Annotated in this window: 4 protein-coding genes and 2 pseudogenes; 2 read left to right on the top strand and 4 right to left on the bottom strand. The window is 68.5% G+C overall.

Annotated features, from left to right (window positions below; all coding sequences use genetic code 11):
• Positions 1-474: pseudogene (locus Q8W71_RS32400) on the top strand (lyase family protein); the annotation flags it as partial.
• A gap of 29 nt (positions 475-503) precedes the next feature.
• Positions 504-1,052: a formaldehyde-activating enzyme gene (locus tag Q8W71_RS32395; protein ID WP_305529432.1), complete on the top strand. Its 549-nt coding sequence runs from the start codon at positions 504-506 to the stop codon at positions 1,050-1,052.
• A gap of 559 nt (positions 1,053-1,611) precedes the next feature.
• On the opposite strand, the gene Q8W71_RS32390 is transcribed toward Q8W71_RS32395, so the two are convergent.
• The 4 genes and pseudogenes from Q8W71_RS32390 to Q8W71_RS32375 form a co-directional block, all read right to left on the bottom strand.
• Positions 1,612-3,039 carry an 8'-apo-carotenoid 13,14-cleaving dioxygenase gene (locus Q8W71_RS32390; RefSeq protein WP_305529431.1) on the bottom strand — a complete coding sequence of 476 codons (1,428 nt, stop codon included), beginning with the start codon at positions 3,037-3,039 and terminating at the stop codon, positions 1,612-1,614.
• 64 nt (positions 3,040-3,103) lie between these two features.
• Positions 3,104-4,055: pseudogene (locus tag Q8W71_RS32385) on the bottom strand (hypothetical protein).
• A 179-nt stretch (positions 4,056-4,234) separates the two neighbouring features.
• Positions 4,235-4,405 carry a hypothetical protein gene (locus tag Q8W71_RS32380; protein ID WP_305529430.1) on the bottom strand — a complete coding sequence of 57 codons (171 nt, stop codon included), beginning with the start codon at positions 4,403-4,405 and terminating at the stop codon, positions 4,235-4,237.
• A 135-nt stretch (positions 4,406-4,540) separates the two neighbouring features.
• Positions 4,541-5,144: IS630 family transposase (locus Q8W71_RS32375; RefSeq protein WP_305529429.1), on the bottom strand; the 604-nt coding region annotated here is incomplete at its 5' end.

The following is a 5,144-nucleotide window of genomic DNA, read 5'->3' as shown; positions in this document are numbered from 1 at the left end:
GACGGTGACGTGCCGGCCGACGCGCTGTGGGGCATCCACACCAAGCGGGCGGTGACGAACTTCCCGATCACCGGCGTGCCCGTGGGCCACTTCCCCGAATTCGTCCGCGCGCTGGCGCTCGTGAAGCAGGCCGCCGCCCGCGCCAACCGGCGGCTCGGCTACCTCGAACCGGAGAAGGCCGACGCGATCGACGCCGCCTGCACCCTGGTCGCCACAGAGGGCGAGTACGCCCGGAGCTTCGTGGTCGACGCGATCCAGGGCGGGGCCGGCACCTCCACCAACATGAACGCCAACGAGGTGATCGCCAACGTCGCGCTCGGGCTGATGGGCAAGAAGCCCGGCGACTACGCGAGCCTCCACCCCAACGACGACGTCAACATGGCGCAGTCGACCAACGACGCCTACCCGACGGCGCTGCGACTCGCGGCGATCTTCGGGACGCAGCCGCTGGTCACCGCGCTGGACGACCTCGCCTAACTTCACAACCCAGAGGACTCAACGACATGTGTGAACGCATCATCCTCCGTGCCGGCGAGGCCCTCGTGGCGGGCGGCCCGCCCAACACTGCCTCCGAGCCCGAGGTCATCATCGGTGAGCTCGACGGGCCGGTCGGCACCGCACTGGCCACCCTGACCGGCGACCAGGTGGTTGGCCACAGCCGCGTCTTCGCCCTGCTCAACACCGACATCATGGTCCGCCCGGTGACGATCTGCGTCTTCAAGGTAAGCGTGACCGAGAGCAAGTACACCTCGATCCTGATGGGTACGGTGCAGTTCGCCATCGCCAACGGCGTCCTCGACGCGGTGCGGGCCGGCTACATCCCCAAAGAGAAGGCCAACGACCTCGGCATCATCTGCTCGGTCTGGCTTAGCCCCGGCGTGATCCAGGCCGAAACGGTCGATCACAAGGCGCTGTTCGAGATCCAGCGCAAGGGCATGACCGAGGCGATCCGCAAGGCTATGACCAACGAGCCGTCCATCGATTGGCTTTTGGAAAACCAAGACAAGATTGTCCACAAGTACTACAAGATGGGCCTTGAGGGCAAAATTTAGAGATTTTTCGGAGCTTCTGCTGTGATCTTGTCTCACAGTAGGCGCCGCGCGGACTGGAATTTATAAGATTTTACACTTATTATCTCAAGCTTTATCCAGATATCGATAATATTTATAGCGCCCAGAAGCAGTGTTTTCATACCGCCGCAGACGATCTGTGCTATATTGCCGAATATGATACAGGTGGATTTGAAAAACGTGTCGGCTATTTTAACGTAGGCGAAACGCGACTTCGAAACGCCTACAGCAGGAATGCTGCAACGTCCGGCTTCGCACGGTACGTTCCCAAACCAGCCAGTCAGCTTTCGGCCAGCCTCCGGCATTCCGGGCTCGTATTACGCGCGAAATCGGCCTTCCGCTGCACACCCATCCCGGTCGTTCACGGCGTGCCGCCGCGATCTCGTAAGGGTGTTGACCCACGTACACCCACTTCGGCGACGCGTCTGCGGCCACTGCCGCGACGCCGCGCTCGCGCAGATCGACGGTGTGGGCATCGACAAGCTCCTCCACCCGTCGACGGGTCAGGCAGCCTGCCATCGCTACACACCCGAAAATCGCGCTAGCGCCGCGGGAACCAGTTCCCGTGGAAGCCCGGCGGGATCCGGTGATCGAGGCGGATGGTGGCTACGGGCGGCGCCTCGAACGCGCGCGCGTCGAGGATGGCGAAGTCCGTCGTCTCGTTGCTCGTGTCGATGACGAGCCCGACGAGCCAGCCCTCGTCCTCGCCGGCCTCGGGCGTCGCTGGCACGAACACGAACTCACCGGGCACGCGGTCGGACCCGAACGCGTGCACGCGCCGTCCGCCCGTCTCCAGATCGTGCTTGTACAGCCGCGTCGCGCCGACGAGCTGCGTGTTGCCGTCCTCGGGGACCGAGACCGTGTAGACGTACCGATGGCGCCGCCCGAACCGGCGTTCGTCGAGGCGGGGGAACTCCTGCGCCGCCGGGTCGATCACCTGCCGCTCCACCCGCCCCGCCGCGGGGTCGACGGTCCAGCGCTCCAGCCGGCCCGGCGCATCGAGGCCGCCGCCGGCCGAAGCGAACACCGTCCCGTAGGCGATCACGTCGAGGACCACCCGCCCGTCCGCGTCGTCATAGGCGTTGGCGACGTGGAACACGAAGCACGGCTCGACCGCGCACCACGCGATGTCGGCCCCCGTGCCGTCCCGGGGCAGCAGGCCGACGCGGGCGCAGTGAGCGGGGTTCCAGCGGAACGGGAAGCGGTGGCCGGCCAGCACCGCCCGCATCGAGAAGGTGACGGGCAAGTCGAGCACGATCGCGTAGCGTTCGGTGATCGCGCAGTCGTGGATGCAGGGGCCGTGCTCGACCGGGATCGACACGTCGCGCACGACCCGGCCTGCGGACGAGACGACCACGTGGCGCACGCTGTCCCAGACGCGCCCGTCGTAGGCGATGGCGTGGGTCTCGCCGGTGGCGGGGTCGCGATGCGGGTGCCCGGTGAACGAGCCCGTGAGCGTGCCGTCGAACGGGTCGTAGCGCTGCGCCTCCAGGTCCTCGGACAGGGCGACGGGGTAGCTGCCGGCCTCGACCACGGCGAAGGCGCGGCCGCCGATGTCCACGACGTTGGTGTTGACGGTGTCGTCGCCCCGCCGCGGACCGGGGGCAGCGGGCCGGCCGAGCGCCCTGGCCACCGCGCGCGAGCCGATCCAGCGGTTGCGGTACCACAAGGCCCGGCCGCCCTCGATCGCCAGCCCGTGCACCATACCGTCGCCGAGGAACCAGTCGTGGCCGCGCCCTGCGGGGCGGGCGGGGTTGGCCCCCATTTTGAGGTAGCGGCCGTCGAGCCCCGCCGGGATCGTCCCGGTCACAGGCAGGTCCCGGAGCGTCAGTTCCTCCCGCATTGGCGCGTGAATGCCGACCACGAAGGGGTTCTGCGCCCCGGGCAGGCGCACCCGGTTGCAGGCTGCCACGAACGCGACGACGCGCTCGGCGGCGGCGCGCAACGTCGCCGCGATGTGGTTCGGCATCGGTCGTGGTCCCCAGGCTGTGCGGCGGCCATGGATCGACGGCGGGCGATCCGGGTTCGTCCGTCTACTGACAGATCGGCAGGGGCCGGGGCGGGGGCGCCGGGTGTGCGGCCTCGTAGCGCGCGATGAGCGGTTCGAGGGTCTCGCGCGGCCAGTACCGCGGCGACCGGATCTGCCGCAGGCAGGACGCGTTCCAGTAGGCACCAGCCCGCCCGACGGCCGCTATGTCGTCCGCCTCGGGGTAGATGTAGACCGTGGTGGGAGCCGCCTGCATGAGCGGGACGATCGCGGCGGCATCCGCGCTCGACCAGGTCGTGCAGCCGTTGCTGCGGCCGGTGGCGTACTCGACCAGCGTGCCCACCGGCACGTAGCCTTCGGCGTCCGCATGCGGACTGTCGGGAGCTGGGCGGCGGCACAGGCCCCGCATCACCTGGGCGGCGTGCCCGCCGATCGCCCGGGCCCGCGCGTTGTCGGCCGCGCCCTCGCCGTCGAACTGGACGAAGGCGCGGGTCAGGGGGGCCTCGCGCCCCCAAGATGTGCGGTAGTAGCCCTTGAATGAGGTCTTGGTCTCGGCTGTCACATAGCTGCCGCCGGCGGTCAGCAGCGAGTCCTGCGCGTTGCCGAAGTGCCTGGCGCACCGCCGGTCGTTGGCGAAGTCGGCCAGACCGGCTAAGTCGCGCCCGCTGCCGTGGCCGGCCGTGACCGCGCCGAAGTACTGCTGCGCCTCACAGACGGTGTAGAAGCGCGCGCCCATCGGGCCGTCGCTGGGGCGGGTGGCGTCCATGGCGAAGTAGCAGGGGTTGCCGACCCGCCTGCGCAGGTAGAGCGCGTGCCCGCTCCAGGACGACCGGGGCGATCTGGCCGGCGCCCTCGCCAATATGCGCTGCGAGCCACGGCGGGGTCGATGACGGCTCGACCGCCGATGCCAGCGGTGCGCTCAGCGGCGATAGGCCGACTGAAGTGATCACGAGGCGGATGGCAGACCGGACGTGGGTTCGAGCGCTCGGCAAAGGCATCTCTCCGTACGGTCGTCGCAGCGACTGACCATCGAACCGGAGGTCGGAGCAGACGCTGATCAGCGTGGCGACGGTATGGCCAGCGCCGACGGCGGGATGATGGACTGGGCTCCCGCCCATCGCTCGATCATCGCGGGTCGGACGCCGGCATGGTGCGTCGCTGTGTCTGCTTCAGCGCATCAACCGCTCGAAACCGACCGGGCGGCCCTCGGCCAGCCTACGTCATGCCGAAGCAACGTCAGGCGCGAAATCAGCCGTTCGGCCTTGCGCCCATCCCGGTCATTCAGGGCTTCGTCATCGCTTCCAGGAAGCGGACGTTCGAGCGGGGCAGATTGGAGGATGTCGCCCATGACTGATCCCGGTCACTCGTTCCGTTAGGGCAGGCCCCAATGGAACGAGCAGCGGCGCCGCGTCGGGAGGCCTGGACCGATCCGGGCAAGACACGGTGTGTCTCGTGGGCTCGCCTGAGCTAGAGCCGTTTCCGTTCATGTAGCGACGGCCGAGTCGTCCTCGTAACCGGCTGCGGCGAGGTAGTTGCGGCATTCCTGCGCTGTGAAGCGGGCGAAGGCCTTGCGGATCTCGGCCCGTAGGTCGGTGATGCTACGCGCGGCGGCGGCGCGCAGCAGAGCCTTGAGCTTGGCAAAGGCCTGCTGAGGGGGCCCCCGACCGACAAGTCGGTCGGGGCATCCCCTGATCGGGTTGAAGTCCGGCGAGTAGGGCGGGAGGTAGAGGATCCGCGCGCCAGCCGCCTCGATCGCCTCGCGCACGCCGGCGACCTTGTGAGCGCGCAGGTTGTCGAGGACCACCGTGTCGCCCGGCTTGAGCACCGGGACCAGGGTGTCGGTGACGTAGGCCCGGAAGCGGGTGCCGTTGGTGGCACCGTCGAACAGCGTGACGGCGGTGGGACCGCTGGTGCGCAGCGCAGCGGTGACGGTGGTGGTCTTGTAGTGTCCGTGCGGCACGGCCATCCGGCAGCGATGACCGCGCGGCGCCCGGCCATAGCGGCGGGCCATCTTCGTGTTGGTGGCCGTCTCGTCGATGAACACCAGCGTGTCGGGATCGAGATCGGGCTGCGCCTCGAACCAGTCC

It is taken from the genome of Methylobacterium amylolyticum (assembly GCF_030700245.1).
In the GTDB taxonomy this organism is placed as follows: domain Bacteria; phylum Pseudomonadota; class Alphaproteobacteria; order Rhizobiales; family Beijerinckiaceae; genus Methylobacterium.
Note: the sequence above shows the minus strand (reverse complement) of the source record. Positions and strands in the feature narration are given on the sequence as shown.

Excerpts from the sequence above, each read along its gene's own strand:
- Q8W71_RS32380 (WP_305529430.1), bottom strand. The coding sequence starts at position 4,405 with ATGGGCGACATCCTCCAATCTGCCCCGCTCGAACGTCCGCTTCCTGGA.
- Q8W71_RS32390 (WP_305529431.1), bottom strand. The coding sequence starts at position 3,039 with ATGCCGAACCACATCGCGGCGACGTTGCGCGCCGCCGCCGAGCGCGTC.
- Q8W71_RS32395 (WP_305529432.1), top strand. The coding sequence starts at position 504 with ATGTGTGAACGCATCATCCTCCGTGCCGGCGAGGCCCTCGTGGCGGGC.